Below are 18794 nucleotides of genomic sequence, written 5' to 3' on the forward strand. Positions count from 1 at the left end.
CGTTCCGCCTGCTACCGCCGTGCCCTCCCCGGCCCGTCCAGTATGGCTGCCTGCTTCTTCAGTGTGTACGGGGTGGGGCGGACGGCGGGTCCGAGCCGGGCCATCGCGTTCATGATGTGACCTGGCGGAAGGCGCCATCGCAGCCGGGCGGGCACTGCGCGCAGGAGGGCCCCGGTGGCCCGCAGCCGGCGGTCGACGGCGGCGGGCGGCGGTGCCGTCCTGCCGTACAGCTCATGGGCGAACGGCGGCAGCGACTGGTAGGCGAGGGTGGCCACGCGCCGCCACAGCAGGGCCCGCGCCGGTACGAGGAGGGGCGGTACGGGTGGCCGGCGCAGGAAACCGTCGACGTCCTGCGCCTCCGGGGTCCGGGCGAGCCGCGGCCGTACGCGGGCGAAGTAGCCGGCCATCTCGGCGGCCGTGGCGGGCACGTCGTCCGGGTCGAGGCCGACGAGGCGGGCGCTGTGCCGGTGTTCGTCGATGTACTGGTCCGCCTGCCGGGCGGTGAGCGGGTAGCCGGAGCGGCGCAGGACCTGGAGGTAGGAGTCGGCCTCGGCGCAGTGGACCCACAGCAGCAGCTCGGGCTCGTCCACGCCGTGGATGCGGCCGGTCGCCGGGTCGGTGACCTTCAGGTGCCGGTGGATCTTGCGGACCCGGGCGCCCGCCTTCTCGGCGGCCTCGGTGGTGCCGTACGTGATGGTGCCGACGAACCCCGCCGTGCGCATGAGCCGGCCCCAGGCGTCCTCGCGGAAGTCGGAGTTCTGCATCACGCCGCGCACGGCGAGCGGGTGGAGCGCCTGGAGGTAGAGGGCGCGCACCCCGGCGATCCACATCATCGGGTCGCCGTGCAGCTGCCAGGTGACCGATGCGGGTCCGAAGAGCCCGGGGTCGGCGTCCGTCATGTGCGTGTCCCTCCGCTGGGCGGCGGCCCTGCTCCGGGCCGCCCGGACGCTTCCAGTCTGGCCGGGCGCGGGCTCGGTGGGGACCCCACGACGGGAGCCGTCACCCGGGAGGCGTCCGGAGGCGGTCCAGGAGGGCCGCCTCCGCGGTGTCGGATCGCGTGTCCTCCCAGCTGGTCAGGGGCACGGCCCGCAGATGGCGGCCGTGGGGGTCGAGGAGGTGGCCGGCGAGCTTCATCGGCCAGAGCGTGAGTGCCCGGTCGGCGACAGTCAGTTCGGGGTGGCGGGCGGTGAGCCGGGCCTCGAAGGCGCCGATGTCGTCGACCGAGCGCAGCCAGGCGGCCAGGAGCAGATTGTGCGGGCCGGTCAGGGATGCGCAGAGCCGGATCTCGCGGACCTGGCTGATGCTCTTGGCGAGCTGGGGCGCCCGGCTCTGCGGCACCGCCGCCCAGTACGAGACCGAGACCGGCCAGCCGGAGAGCGACCGCGCCACCTCGCAGCGGTAGGCGAGCGCCCGGTCGGCGTCCAGGCGGTCGAGGCGGCGGCGGACGGTCGTGGGGCTCAGCCCGGTGCACTCCGCGAGGTGGGCGACGGACCGGCGCGGGTCCTCGCCCAGGACGCGGACCAGTTCGAGGTCGCGTTCGGGAACGGTGCGGGTGGGCTGCCGGTTCGGGGCCAGCGGGGCGAGCTTGCGGCGCTGCTCCTCGGTGAGGCGGTCGAGCCGCCAGCGGCTGCCCTCGGTGTGCAGGGTGGTGGCGACCTGGGTGCGGGAGGACGCGACGCCGTCGAGGGCGCCGAGGCGGAAACCGACGTACCGGGCCAGTTGGGCGTTGTCCGTGAAGACCGCCGTGACCAGGAGGTCCCGGCTGCCGCTGACGTGCTCCAGGTTGAAGACGTGCGGGTCGTCCGCGATGTGGCCGGCCACCTCGTGCAGCCGCCCGGAGACGCAGTCGACCTCGATGAACGCCACCAGGGCCGGGGATTCCGGGCTGATCGCCGCGACGGCCGGGTGCACGCCGATCCAGGCGTGGCCGGCCTGGGTGAGCCGGGCCCAGCGCCGGGCGACCGTCGAGGCGTCGATGTCCAGGACGTCTCCGATGGTCCGCCAGTCCGCGCGCGGCGCGATCTGGAGCGCGGTGACGAGCAGCAGGTCGAGTTCGTCGAGCACGGGCCGCCCTCCAGGGTGGTTGTGGCGTCGGCCGGACCGGTGGTTGTCGGCAATCGATCTGGCTCATTCGGAGGATACCTGCACGGCGGCCGGTCCGATCGGCCGGATCGGCACCATACCAGGCATGTTCGAACGCACTGACGCCCTCGCCATCGAAGACTCCCTGGTCCGGCTGCGCCACGCGCTGCACCGGCAGCCGGAACTCGGCCTCGACCTCCCCCGTACTCAGCAGACCGTCCTGGACGCCCTGGCCGGGCTGCCTCTGGAGATCACGACGGGCGAGAAGCTCACCTCGGTCACCGCCGTGCTGCGCGGCGGCCTGCCCGGCCCCGCCGTGCTGCTGCGCGGCGACATGGACGCGCTGCCCGTACAGGAGGACAGCGGTGTGCCGTACGCATCCGACGTGCCCGGCCGGATGCACGCCTGCGGCCACGACGTGCACACCGCCGGTCTGGTGGGGGCCGCCCGGCTGCTGGCCGCGCGGCGCGAGGAGCTGGCGGGCGACGTGGTGTTCATGTTCCAGCCCGGCGAGGAGGGCATGGACGGTGCCCGGCTGATGATCGACGAGGGCGTGCTCGACGCCGCGGGTTCCCGGGCCGTCGCCGCGTACGCGCTGCACGTCACCTCGGCGGTGCTGCCCGCCGGCACGGCCGCCGTACGGCCGGGCCCGGTGCTCGCCGCCTCCGACGACGTGACCGTCCGCGTGACGGGGGCCGGCGGCCACGGCTCGTCGCCGCACCTGGCCCAGGACCCGGTGCCGGCGGTCTGCGAGATGGTGACGGCGCTCCAGACGATGGTCACGCGCACCGTGGACATCTTCGACCCGGCCGTCATCACGGTCGGTTCGCTGCACGCCGGTTCGGCCGGCAACGTCATTCCCGGGACCGCCGAATTCACCGCCACCATCCGTTCGTTCTCCGAGGAGACCCGGGCCCGCGTCCGGGCCGGGGTCGAGCGGACCGTGCGCGGGATCGCCGCCGCGCACGGCCTGGGCGTCGGCGTCGATTACCGGGACGGCTACCCGGTCACCGTGAACGACGCCACCGAGGCCGCGTTCGCCCTGCGCACCGCGCGGGAGCTCCTGGGTGCCACGCAGGTCTTCGAGGCGCCGCGCCCGATGGCCGGCTCCGAGGACTTCTCGTACGTGCTGCGCGAGGTGCCGGGGGCGTTTCTGGGCCTCGGCGCGTGCCCGCCCGGCCGCGATCCGGCGGCCGCGCCGATGAACCACTCCGCGCAGGCGGTCTACGACGACCGGTCGGTGGCGGACGCCGCTCTGCTGCTGGCCGGGCTTGCCGCGAGCCGCCTCCGGCAGGCTGCGGACCAGTCGGCCGTCCGAGCCGCCGGCGTGACCACTGAGGAGGCTTCATGAGCACAACCGAGTCCGCGCGGCCCGCCTCCGCCGGGGCCGCTCCCCCGCCGTCCGCGTCCGTCGGCGCGGTCGTGGGGCTCCTGGTCCTCTTCGAGATGACCAGCGGATTCCTCCAGGGCGGCATCGCCCCGCTGCTGCCGGACATCGGCACGGAGCTGGGGATGGCCGACGCCGACCTCAACTGGGTCGTCGCCGCCCAACTGCTCGCCGCCGCGGTGTCCGTGCCCGCGTTCGGCCGGCTCGGCGATGTGTACGGACACCGCCTCATGCTGCGGGTCTCGCTGATCTGTGTCGCCGTCGGCTCGCTGCTGGTGGCGTTCGCCCCGTCGCTGCCCGTGCTGCTGGCCGGCCGGGTGCTGCTCGGCCCGCTCGCCGCCCTGCTGCCCCTGGAGATCGCTCTCGTACGCGACCGGCTCTCCGTGGAACGCGCCCGCGGCGCCATCGCACGCCTCGTCGGGGCGCTCACCCTCGGGACGCTGCTCGGCGGGGTGGTCATGGGCCTGGCGCACAAGGCGACGGGCGACGTACGGATCACCCTGCTCCTGCCGGCCGTGCTGGCGGTGCTGTGCGTGCCGGTCTCGTTCCTCTCGATCCCGGAGTCCACGCGGACGCCCGGCGCGCGGCTCGACTGGCCGGGCGTGGGCCTGCTGAGCCTGGCCATGATCCTTCTGCTCGCGGGGATCTCGGCGGCGAAGAGCGGTCCGCTGCTGTCCGGCGCGGTGCTCGTCCCGATACCGCTCGCGCTGCTGACGGGCGCCGTGTGGGCCGTACGCGAGCTGCGGGTGCCCGATCCGCTGGTGGACCTGCGGGCGCTGGCCGACCGCAGCGTCGCCCCGTACTTCCTGTGCGCGGCGGCCTTCGGTGTCGTCTACTTCGGCAGCATGGCCCCGGACTCCACCTTCCTGGCGGCGGACCCGGAGGTGACCGGTTACGGCTTCGGGCTCTCCGCCCTCGCCATCTCGCTGATCATCCTGCCCGCCGGCGTCGCGGCCGTCATCGGCTCCTCGCTGACCGCCCGCATCGCGGGACGCCTCGGCTACCGCTCCGCGCTGATCGCCTCGTTCGCCCTGATCGGTGCGAGCTTCCTGGCCACCGCCGCGTTCCACACGGCGATCTGGCAGCTGGTGGCGGCCAAGGTGCTGGCCGGGGCGGGCATCGGCGTGGCGCTGGGCGCGCTGCCCACGGTGATCGCCGAGGCCGGCGCTCCTTCCCGTACGGGGATCACGACGGCCCTGTACAACAACGTGAAGACCCTGGGCGGCGCGATCGCCGGAGCCGTCATCGCCGTCATCCTGGCGACCCCGGCGACGGAGACGGGGAGCGCCGTCGCCGAAGCCGAGGAGGCGGCGAGCGAGTCGGGGTACGTCACGGTCTGGCTGCTGTGCGCGCTGCTGTCCCTGGGCGCGGCCGCGGCGGCGGCCTTCGCGCGGCGCGGGACGGCGGACTGACCGGCGGGGCGGACCGCCGCCTTGTCATACTGCTGCGATGAGTGATCTCCCCGCCCCCGTACTGGATTCGCTGTCCGGCCTCGCCTTCGGTGATGCCTTCGGTGACCGCTGGTTCGGCATCCTGCGCCGCGAGGGCACGGAGGCCCTGGAAGCGCGCGCCCTGCCGCCGGAGCCGGTGTGGCGGTGGAGCGACGACACGGCCCAGGCCCTGGTCCTCGTCCGCGAACTCGCCGAGGGCGGCGGCATCGTGGACCAGGACCGGTTCGCCGTGCGCCTGGCCGAGGAGTACGCCGCCGACACGCACCGCGGCTATGGTGCCTCCATGCACGACGTGCTCCGCCGGATCGGCGCGGGCGAGCCCTGGGAACCGGTGGTGACCGCGCAGTTCGAGGGCATGGGCTCCTGGGGCAACGGCGCGGCGATGCGCGTCGCCCCGCTCGGCGCCTGGCACGCCGACGACCTGGACACGGCCGCCGAACAGGCCGCCCGCCAGAGCATGGTCTCGCACAGCCACCCCGAGGCGACCGCCGGTGCGGTGGCGGTCGCCCTCGCGGCGGCCCTGGCCACCCGCAGCCGGGGCGGCCCGGCTCCGGAGCGCGCGGAGTTCCTCCAGGAGGTCGCCGCCCTCCTCCCCGACAGCGACGTCCGCTCGGGCCTGCGCATCGCGTCCCGGATGCCGGCCCACACCTCCCTCCGCCACGCCGCGGAGGTCCTGGGCTCGGGCTACCGGATGTCCGGGCCGGACACCGTGCCCTTCGCGCTCTGGTGCGCGGCGGGCCACCTGGACGATCTGGAGGAGGGCCTGTGGCGCACGGTCGAGGGCCGCGGCGACATCGACACCACGTGCGCGATGGCGGGCGGCGTCATCGCGGCCCGCACGGGCGTCACGGCCCTGCCGCCGGCCTGGCACACGTCCCGCGAACCGCTCCCCCGTCTCCTCCCGGAGCCCGGATCCGGCATCTGAGCGGCGCCGCCGCGCCCCGGTGGAGTACGGTTCAGCGCTTGACCGCCCGCAGCACCACGAACTTCGGGTCGCCCGCCACCGTGGTGCAGTTGCCGAAGACGCGGCGCAGGGTGGTGTGGTGGCCGAGGTGGCGGTTGGCGACCACCCACAGCTCGCCGCCCTGGCGCAGCGCGCTCCGTGCCCCGTGGAACATGGTCCGGGCGGTGGCGTCCGTGGTGGCCTGGTGGGAGTGGAACGGCGGGTTGTTGAGGACGAGGTCCGCGCTGCCGGGCTCGGCGCCGGCCAGGCCGTCCCCGACGACGAAGCGGGCCGGGGCGCCGGGTCCGGTGTTGCTCCGGAAGGTCTCCTCGGCGGAGGCGACGGCCTGGTGGGACTCGTCGACGAAGGTGAGGGTGGCGCCGGGGTTGGCGAGGGCGGCGGCGAGGCCGACGACGCCGTTGCCGCAGCCGAGGTCCACGACCCGGTCCGGTCCGGTGCGGTCCGGCAGGTGCTTGAGGAAGAAGCGGGTGCCGATGTCGAGCCGGTCGGCGCAGAAGATCCCGGCGTGGTTGGTGACGGTGTGCCCGGCGGCCGGTCCGGCGTCCGGGGGCAGTTCGTAGCGCAGCGGCCAGGGGCTGGGGGTGCGGGGCAGGGCCGGGTCCGGCGTGCAGTGGATGAGCCGGGCCTTGCGGACGGCGAGGGAGGTCCGGGTCGGGCCGATGATCCGCTCGAAGAGGTCGAGCGTGGAGGTGTGGATCTCCTTGACCATGCCGGTGCCGACGACGACGGTCCCGGCGTGCACCGCGGGCGCGAGGCGGTGCAGCTGGTCCTCCAGGAACGCGAGGCTCTTCGGTACGCGGACGAGCAGCACGTCGATGCGGTCCGGCGGGGTCTCGCGCGGGGAGAGCAGGCGCACCGCGTCGGCGGGGAGCCCGTTCCTCTCCAGGTTCGCGACGGTCGCCCGCTGTCCGAGGTAGGAGTCGCTGATCTGCACGGGGTGGTGCGCGGCGAGCACGGTGCTCAGGGCGCCCCAGCGGTCCCCGGCCACGACGACGTTCCCCGAGAGGCCGGCCGCCTCCTCCTCCAGGTGCTGGAGCAGATAGGCGTCGGCCGCGTCCCAGGCACGGAACGGGTCGCGGGGGTCCTCGGGGAAGCGGGCGAGGTCGTAACCGGCCTCTGACGTCGTCAAACGGTTCATTGTGCGTTCAGGCTAACCGAGCGGCGCCCGTCGCCCGTACCTGCCGGGGGCGCGACGGCCGGGGCCGCCGCGCCGTACCGCTGTCTACGGCAGTCGCTTGTCGATGGCCGCCCGGCCCTCCCTGGCCAGGGTGCGCTCCGCCCACTCGAGGTTCTCCGGGGTGAGGTCCTTCCCCGATGCGAGTACCAGGTCCTCCGGCGACGGGTTGTCGGTGGCGCCGGTGTGCAAGAGGTCGTCCGGAGTCACGCCCCGGGTGCTGGATACGGAATCGGACTCGTCGCTCATGCCGCCTCCTTGTCCTTCCCGTCATTCTCGCCCGCCACCGGCGCTCCCGCATCCGAGGCCGAGCGCGGTCACGAAGGCGGCCACGAACCCCCACTTGACCTGCACATGATAACTGCGCGGTGTTCACACATCGTGACGTTCCGCATGGGAGGCTCCCGCGTACACATAGCGGACACGACCACCGCGGCGCCGTCCCCCACCTCGTGACGGCCCCGCGGTGCGCGTATTCCAGGAGAGGACACCCCACATGTCCCGTCGTCACCTTCCCCCACGCCGCGCACTGCCCGCCGCGCTCGCCGTCCTCGCGGTGCTCACCGGCACGGCGGCCGCCGCACCCGCCCCGACGCCACCGGCCACCGCCGCCTCCCCCTCGGTCACCGCACTCGACGACACGTACTACCAGGACGCGACCGGCAAGACCGGCGCCGCGCTCAAGAGCGCCCTGCACACGATCATCAGCGACCAGAGCAAGCTCACCTACAGCCAGGTGTGGGACGCCCTCAAGGACACCGACGAGGACCCGGCCAACTCCTCGAACGTCATCGAGCTCTACACCGGCCGCTCCGAACCCAAGAGCGACAACGGCGGCAACCCCGGCCAGTGGAACCGGGAGCACGTCTGGGCCAAGTCCCACGGCGACTTCGGCACGGCCACCGGCCCCGGCACCGACATCCACCACCTGCGCCCGTCCGACGTCCAGGTCAACTCCACCCGGGGCAACAAGGACTTCGACAACGGCGGTACGGAGCTGAGCGCCGCGCCCGGCAACTACACCGACGGCGACTCCTTCGAACCGCGCGACGCCGTCAAGGGCGACGTGGCCCGGATGATCCTCTACATGGCGGTGCGCTACGAGGGCGACGACGCGTTCCCCGACCTGGAGCCCAACGACAGCGTGTCGAACGGCTCCTCACCGCACATCGGCCGGCTCTCCGTACTGAAGGCGTGGAGCGAGCAGGACCCGCCGGACACCTTCGAGAAACGGCGCAACGACGTCATATACGAGGACTACCAGCACAACCGGAACCCGTTCGTGGACCACCCCGAGTGGGTGGAGGCCATCTGGTGACGGCCCCGCGCCGAACCACCGCGAGGCCGCAGCCCGTCAGCTCCGTTGCGCCTGGGCGATCCGGGGGACCGACTTGACGCCGGCGGCCTTGCGGCTGTTGGCGTGCTGGCTGACGGTCCGGTCGGTCGGCACGTCCGGGAAGCCGAGCACCACGGAGTCCAGCACCTTGCCCGACGCGTCCACGAACTCCACGCGCACGGCGAAGAACGCCGGCTTGTCGCCCCCGTTGGTCACCCGCACCAGGGCGCTGCGGAACTGCTCCCCGGGCCGGACCGCGACGCTGCTGACGGAGACGTCGTCGACCGCGTCGCCCTTGCCGTCGACACCCTTGAGGGTCGACACCGCCTTCTGCCGGTTGCGCTCGGCGTCGGCGGAGACCGAGGCCGCGAACTCGTCCTGGGTACGCCCGCTGCTGGTCGGGCTCGGGCTCGCCGTCGGTGCGGCGGACACCGTACGGGTGCTGCGGGCCGTACCTGCGGACGAGGTGTCGGAGCCACCGCAGGCGGCCGCGCCGGCGACGAGCACCGCGACGAGTGCGGCGGGGGCCAGGCCGCGGGGCACGCGGCCTCGGAGGGGGCGCCGCACGGGGCAGGTCCGGTTCACAAACGCTCCGTCCACTGAAGCGGGCACGGGGAAGCAGGGCTTCTCGCACCCGGAATGACCAACTCGCCCATATTAGGATCAAAAGGTATGAATTGACTCGTTGAATCACCCGCTCCGCACGCAGTGCGCGATTCCCCGGGAGGGAACTGATGGACACGGACGCCCTGACCGCCGGCCTGCTGCAGGAGCTGCGCGCGGCCAAGCCCTATCCGGCCCTGTCCCTGACCATGCCGACCCACCGGCACGCCCCGGACAACGCCCAGGACGCCGTACGGCTGCGCAACCTGCTGTCCGAGGCGCACAACAGGCTGGAGGCCGATCCGGCGGTCAGCCGCGACACCTGCGCCGCGATCAAACGGCAGCTCGAACGCGCGGTCGACGAGCTCGATGCGCGCCGGGCGCTGGACTCGCTGGTGCTGCTCGCGACGGCCGACGAGTTCCAGATCTGGCGACTGCCGCGTACCGCACCCGAACGGGTGGTGCTGAGCGACAGCTACCTCACCCGCAACCTGGTCGCCGCGAAGGCTCAGGCCCGGCCCTTCTGGGCGCTGACCGTGGCCGCCGACCACGCCGCCCTCTTCAGCGGGACGACCGAATCCGCGCAGGAGGCACACGTCGGCGGCTTCCCGCTGACGGCCCCGCGCGAGGAGTTCAACCCGCAGCGCATGGAGCGGACCGGCGACACCCCGAGCAACTTCGCCAACGAGGACACCAAGCTCTTCCTGCGCACGGTGGACGAGAAGCTGCGCGCCGTCCTGGCCACCGACCCGCGTCCGCTGTACCTGGTGGGCATCGCCCCGGCGCTCGCCCTGTTCGACGAGGCAGGCCAGTGCGCGAAGGACGCGGTGGGCCGGGTCACCAAGGGCGCGCCGGCCGACAACGCGCCCCGCGACCTGCTCACCGAGCTGCGCCCGGCCCTGGAGGCACGGCGCGCGCACTTCGCGAAGGAGATCGACGGCCGGCTCGACGCGGCGCGCAGCCGGAAGGCGTTCGCCGGCGGGCTCGACGAGGTGTGGGCGGCGGCGCGTGAGGGCCGGGTGGGCCTGTTGGCGGTGGAGGAGCACTACCAGCAGACGGTCCGGGTCGACCAGGAACACCTGAAGCCCGTGGCCGGCGACGTGGTGGACCCGGCCGACGAGAGCGCCCGCGAGGACATCGTCGACGAGCTGGTCGAGGCGGCGCTGGACGGCGGCGCGGAGGTCTACTTCGTCGCGGACGACTTGCTCAAGGGTCACGGGCGGATCGCGGCCGAACTGCGTTTCTGAACCTGCCCGTTGTACGGCGGGGGCCCGGACGGACATCCCCGTCCGGGCCCTCGCCGCGTGCCGGGGCTCAGCCCTCCCAGGACCAGTTGGCCACCTCGGGCAGGTCGGTGCCGTGCTCGCGGGTCCAGGCGTGGTGGCGGGTGCGGGTGTCCGCCATCTCCTGACGCACCGCCACGGCCCGGACGCCGAGGCCGGGCACCCGGTCGATGACGTCCATGACCAGTCGGTAGCGGTCCAGGTCGTTGCGGACGACCATGTCGAAGGGCGTGGTGGTCGTGCCCTCCTCCTTGTAGCCCCGCACGTGCAGGTCGCTGTGGCCGGCGCGGCGGTAGGCCAGCCGGTGGATCAGCCAGGGGTAGCCGTGGTACGCGAAGATGACCGGCCTGCCCCGGGTGAACAGGGCGTCGTACTCGGAGTCCGGCATGCCGTGCGGGTGCTCCGAGTGCGGCATGAGCCGGGCCATGTCGACGACGTTGACCACCCGCACGGCCAGCTCCGGCAGGTGGCGCCGCAGCAGCTGGGCGGCCGCCAGGGTCTCCAGCGTGGGTACGTCCCCGGCGCAGGCGAGGACGACGTCGGGCTCGCGGCTGCCGTCCTCCGTTCCGGCCCAGTCCCAGACCCCGGCGCCGCGCGCGCAGTGCACCCGGGCCTGGTCGAGGGTGAGCCAGTCGAAGCTCGGCTGCTTCCCGGCCACGACGACGTTGACGTAGTCCCGGCTGCGCAGGGCGTGGTCCGCCACGGAGAGCAGGGTGTTGGCGTCCGGCGGCAGGTAGACGCGTACGACTTCCGGGCTCTTGTTGAGGATGTGGTCGACGAAGCCCGGGTCCTGGTGCGAGAAGCCGTTGTGGTCCTGGCGCCAGACGTGCGAGGTGAGCAGGTAGTTGAGGGAGGCGATGGGGCGGCGCCAGGCGAGGCGGCGCGAGGTGCGCAGCCACTTGATGTGCTGGTTGACCATCGAGTCCACGATGTGCGCGAAGGCCTCGTAGCAGGAGAACAGCCCGTGCCGGCCGGTCAGCAGATAGCCCTCCAGCCAGCCCTGGCACAGGTGCTCGGACAGCACCTCCATGACCCGGCCGTCGCGCGCGAGGTGCTCGTCCGTCGGCAGCGTGCGGGCCTGCCACGCCTTGCCGCTGGCCTCGTAGACCGCGTCGAGCCGGTTGGAGGCGGTCTCGTCGGGGCCCACGAGACGGAAGTCCCTGCGGTCGGCCGTCGCCGCCATGACGGCTTCCAGCAGCCCGCCGAGCACCCGGGTCGGCTCCCGAAGCGTGGTGCCGGGCCGGTCCACGGGGGCGGCGAACGCGTCCAGCTCCGGGATGGGCAGGTCGCGCAGGAGCAGGCCGCCGTTGGCGTACGGGGAGGCGCCGAGGCGGGCGGCGCCCTCGGGGACGCAGGCCAGGACCTGTGCGGTGGGGCGGCCCTCGGCGTCGAAGAGTTCGTCCGGCCGGTAGGACCGCATCCACGCCTCCAGCTGGCGCAGGTGGTCGGGGTTGTCGCGGACGCCGGGCAGCGGGACCTGGTGGGCGCGCCAGGTGCCTTCGACGGGGAGTCCGTCGACCTCGGCGGGGCCGGTCCAGCCCTTGGGGGTGCGCAGCACGATCACCGGCCAGCGCGGCCGCTCCGTGTCACCGCCGGTGCGGGCGGCGGTCTGGATCTCCTCGATGCGGTCGACGGCGCGGTCCATCGCGAGGGCCATCGCCCGGTGCACGGAGCGCGGGTCGTCGCCCTCCACGTAGAGGGGGTCGTGTCCGTAGCCGCGCAGCAGGGCGTCGAGTTCGGTGTGCGGGAGGCGGGCGAGCACCGTCGGGTTGGCGATCTTGTAGCCGTTGAGGTGGAGCACGGGCAGGACGGCCCCGTCGTGGACCGGGTCGAGGAACTTGTTGGCGTGCCAGGACCCGGCGAGCGGTCCGGTCTCCGCCTCGCCGTCGCCGATGACGCAGGTGACCAGCAGCTCCGGGTGGTCGAGGGCGGCGCCGTAGGCATGGGCGAGGGAGTAGCCGAGTTCGCCGCCCTCGTGGATGGAGCCCGGGGTTTCGGGCGCGACGTGGCTGGGGACGCCGCCGGGGAAGGAGAACTGCTTGAACAGCAGCCCCATGCCCTCCGCGTCCCGGCCGATGTCCGGGTACGTCTCGGAGTAGCTGCCCTCCAGCCAGGAACCGGCGAGGACGGCGGGGCCGCCGTGGCCCGGGCCCCAGATGCACAGCGCGTGGGTGCCGCGCGCCCCGATGAGGCGGTTGAGGTGGGTGTACACGAGGTTGAGCCCCGGTGAGGTGCCCCAGTGGCCGAGCAGCCGGGGCTTGATGTGCTCGGGTGCGAGCGGCCGGGTCAGCAGCGGGTTGTCCATCAGGTAGATCTGCCCGACGGCCAGGTAGTTGGCGGCCCGCCAGTGCGCGTCCAGCGCGTCGAGCTCCTCGTCGGAAGGGCCGGCCGGCGCGGGCGGTGGGGCGTCGCTCATGGTGACCTCTCTGCGGGCGGGTTCGGGGTCGTCGCGCGTACGGTCACCGGGGCTCGGAGCCGTACCAGACGGTGGTGGCGTTGCAGAACTCGCGGATGCCGTGTCCGGCGAGCTCACGCCCGTAACCCGAGCGTTTGACCCCGCCGAAGGGCAGCGCGGGGTGGGAGGCCGTCATGCCGTTGAAGAACACGCCGCCGGCCTGGATGTCCCGGACGCAGCGCTCGGCGTCGCCGGCGTCGCGGGTCCACACGTTGGAGCTGAGTCCGAAGGAGGTGTCGTTGGCGGTCGCCACGGCCTCGTCGAGGCTGTCCACGCGGTAGAGGGTGGCGACGGGGCCGAAGGTCTCCTCGCGGTGGATTCGCATCTCCGGCGTGATGCCGGCGAGGACGGTGGGGGCGTAGAACCAGCCGTTCTGCAGGCCGCCGCCCAGGCCGTCGGGCCGGCCGCCGCCGCACAGGGCCTCGGCGCCCCGGTCCACCGCGTCGTCGACGAGCTCCTCCAGGTCGGCGCGGCCCTGTTCGCTGGAGAGCGGTCCGACGTCGGTGGACTCCTCCAGCGGGTCCCCGACGGTCAGCTCGCGCATGCCGACGGTGAAGCGCTCGGCGAACTCCTCGTAGACCTGGGTGTGCACGATGAACCGCTTGGCGGCGATGCACGACTGGCCGTTGTTCTGGGCGCGGGCGGTGACGGCGGTACGGGCGGCCTTGGCGACGTCCGCGGAGGGCAGGACGAGGTAGGGGTCGCTGCCGCCGAGTTCCAGGACGGTGTGCTTGATCTCGTCACCGGCGATCGCGGCGACGGAGCGTCCGGCCGGTTCGCTGCCGGTCAGGGTGGCCGCGACGACCCTGCGGTCGCGCAGGATGCCCTCGACGGCCTTGGATCCGACGAGCAGGGTCTGGAAGCAGCCGGCCGGGAAACCGGCGCGGTGGAAGAGGTCTCCCAAGTACAGCGCGGTCTGCGGCACGTTCGATGCGTGCTTCAGCAGCCCGGTGTTGCCGGCCATCAGGGCGGGGGCGGCGAAGCGCACGACCTGCCAGAGCGGGAAGTTCCACGGCATCACGGCGAGCACGGGGCCGAGCGGCCGGTAGCGGACGTACGCGCGTACGGCGCCGGAGTCTTCGACGTCGTCGGGTGGGGGGTGCTCGTCGGCGAGCAGTTCCTCGGCGCGGGCGGCGTACCAGCGCATCGCCTTGGCGCACTTCGCGGCCTCGGCGCGGGCGGCCGTGATCGGTTTGCCCATCTCCAGGACCATGGTGCGCGCGATGTCCTGCTGGTCCTCGTCCAGGAGGTCGGCGGCGCGGTTGAGCAGCCGGGCCCGTTCGCCGAACGAGGTGGTGCGGTAGTCGCGGAAGGCGGCGTCGGCCGCGGCGATCCGCTTCTCGATCTCGTCGTCCTCCAGCGCGTCGAACGTCCTGAGCGTCTCGCCGTTCGCGGGGTTGACCGTCGCGATGGGCATGCCTGTGGCCTCCTTGCCTCGGTACCTCGACCGTGCCGCGCGCCGGGCCCGGCCGCAACGCGGGCCGGGGCACGGCCGGCCCCCGCCACCGGATACCCGGCCGGCGCGGATCATGCATGCCTGGAGCATGCGATCCGCGCCGACGGGCGGTGCGGTGGCGGGGGCGGTTGTTGCCTTGTCGCCGTGGGCCGTACGCCTCAGACGAGGGCGGGAGCGGCGTCGGGGACGGTCTCCTCGATGCCGGCCGCGACGGGCACGGTCTCGTCGGCTCCGGCCGGGACGGGGTCGGGGATCTCCGCGACCACGGCCGGCGGGCGGCGGAACTCGCGGACGCCGGGCAGCGGCGGCAGCGGCACCAGCTCGATGTGCTGCGGCTCCTGGGCGTACCGGGTGAACCAGACGACCTTGCCCTCGGCGGTCCGGCAGGTGCCCCAGCTGTCACTGAGGGCCATGACCCGGCTCAGGCCGCCGCCCTCGTGGAGCAGCCGCGGCATCTCGGAGCCGTTGTCGGCGACGGAGACCGTGAGGTGCCGTCCGGACCAGCGGAGTTCGACGACGCAGCGGTTGTCGTCACCGACGTGCCGGTGGACATTGGTCAGCAGCTCCTCCACGGCGCGGCACACGGGCCGCACGTGGAGTTCGAGACTCCAGTGGCGCAGATGTGCGGCGACTATCCGTCGCAGCTGGTCCACACGGTCTGCGGAAACCTGGAGTTCGACCAGATAGTGCCGGTCGAGTGGAACGGTCATCGTCGAGGCTCCTCACATCGAGGCCCACGTTCTTCGCCCCGTTGAACCAACGACCCCCGAATACGAAGAGTGAGCAGATGTCTCTTCTGGGTCACTCCACAGGGTGACCCGGCTGGGCCGGTCGCGCAACATATCGGACCGCGCACCCCGGTGATCGGCGGTTTCGCCCGATCGGGGTGCGCGGCCCGGAGGTCACGCCAGGTGGGTGAGCACCCGGTCGGGTGTGAGGGGCAGGGTGCGCAGCCGTACGCCGGTGGCGTGCCGGAAGGCGTTCCCGACGGCCGCGGCGGCGCCGACGATGCCGATCTCACCGATGCCCTTGCTGCCCATGGGGTTGAGGTGGGGATCGTCCTCGTCGATCCAGTGTGCGTCGATGGCGGCCACGTCGGCGCAGACGGGGACGTGGTACGAGGCGAGGTCGGACTCGGTGAAGTCGCCGAAGACCGGGTCCAGGGTGCTGCCCTCCATGAGGGCCATGCCGATGCCCATGGTCATGCCGCCGATGAACTGGGAGCGCGCGGTGCGGGAGTTGAGGATGCGGCCGGCCGCGAAGACGCCGAGCATACGGCGCACCCCGACCTCGCCCGTACGGGTGTCGACGGCGACCTCGGCGAAGTGCGCCCCGAAGGCGTGGCGGGCGTACGGGGATTCCTCGGCGGTCTCCTCGCCGGTGTCCGCGGTGACGGTCACTCCCTCGTCGGGCAGCGGCCCGGTGCGCGCGGCGAGCCGTTCCGCGAGACCGGAGGCGGCCTTGTGCACGGCCCAGCCCCAGGAGGCGGTCCCGGAGGAGCCGCCGGCCAGCGGGGCGTCCGGCAGGTCGCTGTCCCCGATGTCGATGGTCACGTCGTCCAGCGGTGTGCCCAGCACCTCCGCGGCGATCTGCGCGAGGACGGTGCGGGCCCCGGTCCCGATGTCCGTCGCGTTGACGGCGATCCGGTACGTGCCGTCGGGGGCGGCGTGCGCGGAGGCGTGGCTCGCGCTGGCGTAGACCGGGTACGTGGCCGAGGCGACGCCCGTGCCGAGCAGCAGGGCGCCCTCGCGGCGGAGACCTGGGGCGGGATCGCGTTCCTGCCAGCCGAAGCGTTCGGCGCCCTCGCGCAGGCAGGCGGCCAGGCCGCGGCTGCTGAAGGGTTTGCCGGAGTCGGGTTCGTCCGCCGGGTCGTTGCGCAGCCGCAGCTCGACGGGGTCGAGGGAGAGTTCCGCCGCGAGTTCGTCCATGGCGGATTCGAGGGCGTACATCCCGGGGGCCTCGCCCGGGGCGCGCATCCACGAGGGGCTCGGCACGTTCAGGGCGGCGACCCGGTGGCTGGTCCGGCTGTGCGGGGAGCCGTACATAACGCGGGCGGGCACGGCGGCCTGCTCCACGAACTCCTTGACCTTGGAGGTGTGGGTGATGACCTCCTGGGCGACCGAGGTGAGCGTGCCGTCGGACTCCGCGCCGAGCCTGACGCGCTGCACGGTGGGCGCCCGGTGCCCGACGAGTGCCGGCATCTGGCGCCGCGCCAGGGCGAGTTCGACCGGGTGGCCGGTGTGCAGCGCGGCCATCGCCGCGAGCACGGCCTGCGGGCGCGGGGTGCCCTTGGAGCCGAAGCCGCCACCGACGTGTTCGGAGACGGCGGTGACCTGGCCGGTCCCGATACCGAAGGCGGTGGCGAGGCTGTCGCGCACCTTGGTGGCGCCCTGGCTGGAGTCCCACACGGTGAGGTGCCCCTCGGGCGACCAGTGGGCGGTGGAGGCGTGCGGCTCCATCGGGTGGTTGTGCAGCGGCTCCAGGGTGTACGTCACGTCGACGCGTACGGGCGACTCCTCGAAGGCCCGGTCGAAGTCGCCGCGTTCGCGGACGGCCGGGTAACCGCCGTTGGCCTGCTCAGGGGTGTAGAGGCCGGCGTGGTCCTCGGTCAGTACGACGTCGTGCGGGGCCGTCTCGTACGTGATGTGCAGGGCGTCGGCCCCGGCCCGGGCGCTCGCCAGGCTGTCGGCGACGACGAGTGCGACCGGCCAGCCGCGGTGGGGCACCCGGTCGTCCTGGAGCACGGCGAGGATCGGGTCGTCCGGCTCGTGGAGCCGCGGCGCGTTGTCGTGGGTGAGGACGCTGTGGACGCCGGGGTGGGCCAGGGCGTCGACAGTGCGGACGGCGGTGACCCGGCCGGCCGGCACGGTTGCGGGCACGGCCCAGGCGTACAGGCAGCCGGGCAGGCCGCGCTCGGCGGCGTAGCGCGCGGCGCCGGTCACCTTGGCTCGGCCCTCGCGGCGGACGGCGGGCGCGCCCAGGGACTGGGGGGCGTGGCTCATGGCGGGAGTCCTCGGCTCTTCAGGTGCGGGCGGTGAGTTCGGCGAGGGCGTCGACGGCCAGGTGCCGGGCGAGGCGGACCTTGAACGCGTTGTCGCGCAGCGGGCGGGCCGCGGCGAGCTCGGCGTCGGCCGCCCGGAGGAAGGTGGCGTCGGTGGCGGGCGCGCCGTGCAGGATCTCCTCGGCGGCACGGGCCCGCCAGGGCCGGTGGGCGAGGCCGCCGAACGCCAGCGCGGCGTGCTCGATCCGCCCGTCGCGTACGCGCAGCACGGCGGCCACGGAGGCCAGTGCGAAGGCGTACGAGGCGCGGTCGCGGGCCTTGCGGTAGAGGCAGACGGTGCCGTCGGGCAGCGGGGGCAGCAGCACCTCGGTGACGAGTTCGCCGGGCCGGACGACCGTGTCGGCGTCGGGGTTGTCCCCGGGCAGCCGGTGGAAGTCGGTCACCGCGACGGTCCGTTCGCCCTCCGGCCCGTGCAGGACGACGTCCGCGTCGAGCGCGGCGAGCGCGACGGCCATGTCGGAGGGGTGGGTGGCGACGCACTCCTCGGAGTGCCCGATGACGGCGAGGTCGCGGTGGTTGCCCTCGATGGCGGGGCAGCCGGTGCCGGGTTCGCGCTTGTTGCAGGGCTTGGAGGTGTCCTGGAAGTAGGGGCAGCGGGTGCGCTGGAGGAGGTTGCCGCCGGTGGTCGCGATGTTGCGGAGCTGCCCGGACGCGCCGGCCAGCAGGGCCTGCGAGAGGGCGGGGTAGCGGGTGCGTACGGCGGGGTGGGCGGCCAGGTCGCTGTTGCGTACGGTGGCGCCGACGCGCAGGCCGCCGTCGGCGGTGTCCGTGACCTGGTCCAGCGGCAGCCGGCTGACGTCGACCAGCATGCCGGGGGTCTCCACGCCGAGCTTCATCAGGTCGACCAGATTGGTGCCGCCGCCGAGGAACTTGGCGTCCGGGTGGGCGGCGCAGGCGCGGACCGCGTCGGTGACGGTCTCGGCGCGCAGGTAGGCGAAGGGCTTCACGACGCCACGTCCTCGATAGCCTCGACGATCCGGGGGTAGGCGCCGCAGCGGCAGAGGTTGCCGCTCATCCGCTCGCGGATCTCCTCGGGGCCGAGCCGGGCCGGGACGCCCACGGGAGCGTCGTGCGGGGTGACGTGCGAGGGGTGGCCGTAGTCGGCCTCCGCGAGGACGCCGGCGGCGGAGCAGAGCTGTCCCGGCGTGCAGTAGCCGCACTGGAACGCGTCCCGCTCCAGGAACGCCTCCTGGAGCGGGTGCAGCCGGTCCCCGTCCGCCAGGCCCTCGACCGTGGTGATGCGGGAGCCGTCGTGGGCGACGGCCAGCAGGAGGCAGCTGTTGGCGCGGCGGCCGTCCACCAGGACGGTGCAGGCGCCGCACTGGCCGTGGTCGCAGCCCTTCTTCGCCCCGGTCAGGTCCAGGTGGTGGCGCAGGGCGTCCAGGAGGGTGGTGCGGTGGTCGAGGGTGAGGGTGTGCTCGGTGCCGTTGATGTGCAGGGTCAGGGTGGCGGAGGGAAGGTCGCCGGGCGCCTGCGGTTCTCCGGCGCCGCCCTCCCACGAACTGGTCGGGTCCACGTACGGCACCTTTCGACGAAGTCACT

At 73.5% G+C, this 18794-nt stretch carries 16 protein-coding genes; 5 read left to right on the top strand and 11 right to left on the bottom strand.

The genetic code is table 11. The annotated features are described in order from the left end of the window. Window positions 1-11 precede the first annotated feature (11 nt). Entirely contained in the window at window positions 12-899 is an 888-nt protein-coding gene (locus OG242_RS01450) for an oxygenase MpaB family protein (protein WP_405896374.1), read from the bottom strand. A 100-nt stretch (window positions 900-999) separates the two neighbouring features. Beyond that, window positions 1000-2064, bottom strand: coding sequence for an Lrp/AsnC family transcriptional regulator (locus tag OG242_RS01455; RefSeq protein WP_405896375.1), 1065 nt, complete (start codon window positions 2062-2064; stop codon window positions 1000-1002). Window positions 2065-2188: 124 nt separating this feature from the next. On the opposite strand from OG242_RS01455, the gene OG242_RS01460 reads away from it, so the two are divergent. Genes OG242_RS01460 through OG242_RS01470 form a run of 3 tightly spaced genes read left to right on the top strand, consistent with a single transcriptional unit; the run spans window position 2189 to window position 5845 of the window. Then, window positions 2189-3433: a M20 family metallopeptidase gene (locus tag OG242_RS01460; RefSeq protein WP_405896376.1), complete on the top strand. Its 1245-nt coding sequence runs from the start codon at window positions 2189-2191 to the stop codon at window positions 3431-3433. Beyond that, window positions 3430-4881, top strand: a complete 1452-nt coding sequence (locus OG242_RS01465) for an MFS transporter (RefSeq protein ID WP_405896377.1) — start codon at window positions 3430-3432, stop codon at window positions 4879-4881. Before OG242_RS01460 ends, OG242_RS01465 begins: the two co-directional genes overlap by 4 nt. 37 nt (window positions 4882-4918) lie before the next feature. Continuing rightward, window positions 4919-5845 (top strand): ADP-ribosylglycohydrolase family protein, encoded by a 927-nt coding sequence (locus OG242_RS01470; protein WP_405896378.1) that lies wholly within the window; start codon window positions 4919-4921, stop codon window positions 5843-5845. Between the two features lie 31 nt (window positions 5846-5876). Here OG242_RS01470 and OG242_RS01475 read toward each other — a convergent pair whose 3' ends face one another. Together OG242_RS01475 and OG242_RS01480 are read right to left on the bottom strand one after the other, a co-directional pair. After that, complete coding sequence (locus OG242_RS01475; RefSeq protein WP_405896379.1) at window positions 5877-7022, bottom strand: methyltransferase; 1146 nt, start codon at window positions 7020-7022, stop codon at window positions 5877-5879. An 84-nt stretch (window positions 7023-7106) separates the two neighbouring features. Continuing rightward, entirely contained in the window at window positions 7107-7307 is a 201-nt protein-coding gene (locus tag OG242_RS01480) for a hypothetical protein (protein ID WP_093710215.1), read from the bottom strand. Window positions 7308-7554: 247 nt separating this feature from the next. Here OG242_RS01480 and OG242_RS01485 point away from each other — a divergent pair, with 247 nt between their 5' ends. Then, on the top strand, window positions 7555-8376 hold the full coding sequence (locus OG242_RS01485; RefSeq protein ID WP_405896380.1) for an endonuclease I family protein: 822 nt from the start codon (window positions 7555-7557) through the stop codon (window positions 8374-8376). A 36-nt stretch (window positions 8377-8412) separates the two neighbouring features. Here OG242_RS01485 and OG242_RS01490 read toward each other — a convergent pair whose 3' ends face one another. After that, window positions 8413-8937 (bottom strand): hypothetical protein, encoded by a 525-nt coding sequence (locus tag OG242_RS01490; RefSeq protein ID WP_405896381.1) that lies wholly within the window; start codon window positions 8935-8937, stop codon window positions 8413-8415. A gap of 191 nt (window positions 8938-9128) precedes the next feature. On the opposite strand from OG242_RS01490, the gene OG242_RS01495 reads away from it, so the two are divergent. Next, window positions 9129-10244, top strand: a complete 1116-nt coding sequence (locus OG242_RS01495) for a chemotaxis protein (RefSeq protein ID WP_405896382.1) — start codon at window positions 9129-9131, stop codon at window positions 10242-10244. A gap of 67 nt (window positions 10245-10311) precedes the next feature. Here the strand turns inward: OG242_RS01495 and OG242_RS01500 are convergent, their stop codons facing one another. From OG242_RS01500 to OG242_RS01525, 6 genes are all read right to left on the bottom strand, one after another. Beyond that, complete coding sequence (locus tag OG242_RS01500) at window positions 10312-12696, bottom strand: phosphoketolase (protein WP_405896383.1); 2385 nt, start codon at window positions 12694-12696, stop codon at window positions 10312-10314. Between the two features lie 43 nt (window positions 12697-12739). Further along, the gene (locus tag OG242_RS01505; protein WP_405896384.1) at window positions 12740-14152 is read right to left on the bottom strand and encodes an NADP-dependent succinic semialdehyde dehydrogenase; all 1413 of its coding nucleotides are present in this window, start codon (window positions 14150-14152) and stop codon (window positions 12740-12742) included. 197 nt (window positions 14153-14349) lie between these two features. Then, on the bottom strand, window positions 14350-14901 hold the full coding sequence (locus tag OG242_RS01510; protein ID WP_405896385.1) for an ATP-binding protein: 552 nt from the start codon (window positions 14899-14901) through the stop codon (window positions 14350-14352). Between the two features lie 192 nt (window positions 14902-15093). Further along, the gene (locus OG242_RS01515) at window positions 15094-17193 is read right to left on the bottom strand and encodes a xanthine dehydrogenase family protein molybdopterin-binding subunit (protein ID WP_405896386.1); all 2100 of its coding nucleotides are present in this window, start codon (window positions 17191-17193) and stop codon (window positions 15094-15096) included. 19 nt (window positions 17194-17212) lie between these two features. Continuing rightward, window positions 17213-18199, bottom strand: coding sequence for an FAD binding domain-containing protein (locus OG242_RS01520; protein ID WP_405896387.1), 987 nt, complete (start codon window positions 18197-18199; stop codon window positions 17213-17215). Beyond that, on the bottom strand, window positions 18196-18768 hold the full coding sequence (locus OG242_RS01525; RefSeq protein ID WP_405896388.1) for a 2Fe-2S iron-sulfur cluster-binding protein: 573 nt from the start codon (window positions 18766-18768) through the stop codon (window positions 18196-18198). Before OG242_RS01525 ends, OG242_RS01520 begins: the two co-directional genes overlap by 4 nt. Window positions 18769-18794 lie beyond the last annotated feature (26 nt).

It is taken from the genome of Streptomyces sp. NBC_00727 (assembly GCF_045161745.1).
In the GTDB taxonomy this organism is placed as follows: Bacteria; Actinomycetota; Actinomycetes; order Streptomycetales; family Streptomycetaceae; genus Streptomyces.